Here is a 2,283-nt window from a genome sequence, read left to right as displayed (position 1 = left end):
ATATTTGATAGTTGGGTAGTATCTTTACTAATTTGATTTGCAAAAATTGTATTTGCTAACTCAACTAAATTATCATTTATTTGATTATTTAGATCTATTTTTTTCTCAATAGGATCAATAAATTTTACAATTTTGTCTTGCTCTTTTCTTGAAGGTACTAAAATCTCTAAATTCGATAATATATTTCTATTTAATGTTGGAACAGCTGAGCCTGAAGCAAACTTACCTAAATTAAATTGCTTTAGCCAATATGCTACATATTTAGGATTATTACCTTTGAAATCAGACACATATAGTGTAGTATTCAATGGCCAAAAATCTTTATCAATGTATATAACTTCTCCTATAGACCCTGAACGACCAGTAATAACTCCTGGAGCATTAACTTTTGAAACATTGTGCATACCATTTATACCAGTAGATGCAACAATTGGTACATTGCCTGGTATTCTCCTCTTTTTTGGCAAATCAAAGCCCCTATGAAGATCAATAAAATCACTAAATTTCATACCCAAGCTCCTTCAACACATCCCTAATTTGCGCCTGCAACTTATCGCTCTCTTCAAACTGTTCCTTCAATTCACTCGTCAAACGCTTCATCTTAACTTCATATGACTCTCCGTCATCTTCTTGTTCAGCAAGTCCAACATAGCGACCTGGAGTTAACACATAGTCGTTTTTAGCGATCTCTTCAAGTTTTGCAACTTTACAAAATCCAGCAATATCATGATACTCTTGCCCATTAGTACCTCGATATGCATGATAAGTATCCGCAATCTTTCTTATATCTTTCGTATTAAAGGCACGATGAGTTCGATCAACCATTTCACCTAAATCTCGAGCATCTATGAATAAAGTCTCACCTCTGCGAGAACGTTCATTTTCAGATTCTTTATTCATATCAATAAACCACAAAGAAACCGGAATTCCCGTCGAGTAAAACATTTGACTTGGAAGTGCTATAATTGCATCAATCTTATCATCTTCCAAAATTGCCTTTCGAATTGCAGCTTCAGCACCGGTGGAAGTAGATAATGCTCCATTGGCTAGAACAAATCCTGCTTTACCATCTGGTACAAGTTTACTAATAATATGTTGAATCCAAGCATAGTTGGCGTTTCCTTCTGGTGGTACACCATACTTCCAACGGGCATCTTCTGTTAATTTTTCACCACCCCACCTCTTCACATTAAATGGTGGATTGGCCAAAATAAAGTCGAATCTCTCACCTTTATGCAGATCATTAGTAAATGTATCTCCTTGGTGAGGTCCTAAATTGTTATCAATTCCTCGAATTGCCAAATTCATCTTAGCCAATTTCCAAGTGGTTGGATTGGACTCCTCACCATACACGGATAAGTCACCAATTTTGCCCTGATGTTCTCGAACAAATTTATCTGATTGAACAAACATCCCACCAGAACCGCAGCATGGATCATAAATACGACCCTTATAAGGTTCAATCATTTCTACTAAAGTACGTACAATTGATCGAGGCGTGTAGAACTCGCCACCGTTTTTGCCTTCGCTTGAAGCAAATTTGTTCAAGAAGTATTCATACACACGACCTAAAACATCAGAATTCTTTGCATGTTGATCAATTAATTTTACATCTGAAATCAAGTCAACAACTTCTCCTAAACGAGACTTATCTATATCTGGAGAAGCATAGTTCTTACTTAAAACACCTCGAATAGAGCTATTACTCTTTTCGATTGCGTCCATAGCACTATCAATAACTTCACCAATTTGTGGTGTCTTTGCCGACCGCTGGATCAACGCCCATCGAGCTTCTTTAGGTACCCAAAAAATATTTTCAGAAAGGTACATATCAGGATCTTCTGCATCTTCTGGATACTCTGAATTAAGCAACTCTTTATATCGAGTTTCAAAAGAATCCGAAACATACTTTAAAAAGATTAAACCTAAAACCACATTTCGATACTCCGAAGCATCCATACTACCCCGTAAAGCATCTGCTGTCTGCCATAGCTTATCTTCTATACTTAGCTCTTTTGACTTAGTTGCCATCTTAAATAACTCCCTTACTTTTCGGTATAAGTAGATAGTGTAGTTTTATGGTTCTTTTCTCTATGTAACTACTCTACAAAACTGCACTTATAAAAAGTATTATAGCATTTTAAGAAGAAATGGATTTATATATGGTATGATGGCACAAAAAAACGGTTAACACTCATTAACCCAATGTCATTAAGTTAAGCACTTGACGAATATTTCAGAGGCATTTATTGAATCTTTTCATTCAGTAAATGCTTTTTTTGT

2 protein-coding genes are annotated in these 2,283 nt (G+C 35.6%); both read right to left on the bottom strand.

Annotated elements, in window-relative coordinates:
- On the bottom strand, positions 1-509 hold a 509-nt coding region (locus tag BN52_RS00885), incomplete at its 3' end, for a restriction endonuclease subunit S (protein WP_198324372.1).
- Positions 499-2,031 carry a class I SAM-dependent DNA methyltransferase gene (locus tag BN52_RS00880; protein WP_008472165.1) on the bottom strand — a complete coding sequence of 511 codons (1,533 nt, stop codon included), beginning with the start codon at positions 2,029-2,031 and terminating at the stop codon, positions 499-501. The genes BN52_RS00880 and BN52_RS00885, both read right to left, overlap by 11 nt.
- Between the last annotated feature and the right edge of the window lie 252 nt (positions 2,032-2,283).

The sequence above is a fragment of the Lactobacillus gigeriorum DSM 23908 = CRBIP 24.85 genome (assembly GCF_000296855.1).
In the GTDB taxonomy this organism is placed as follows: domain Bacteria; phylum Bacillota; class Bacilli; order Lactobacillales; family Lactobacillaceae; genus Lactobacillus; species Lactobacillus gigeriorum.
Note: the sequence above shows the minus strand (reverse complement) of the source record. Positions and strands in the feature narration are given on the sequence as shown.

Excerpts from the sequence above, each read along its gene's own strand:
- BN52_RS00880 (WP_008472165.1), bottom strand. The coding sequence starts at position 2,031 with ATGGCAACTAAGTCAAAAGAGCTAAGTATAGAAGATAAGCTATGGCAG.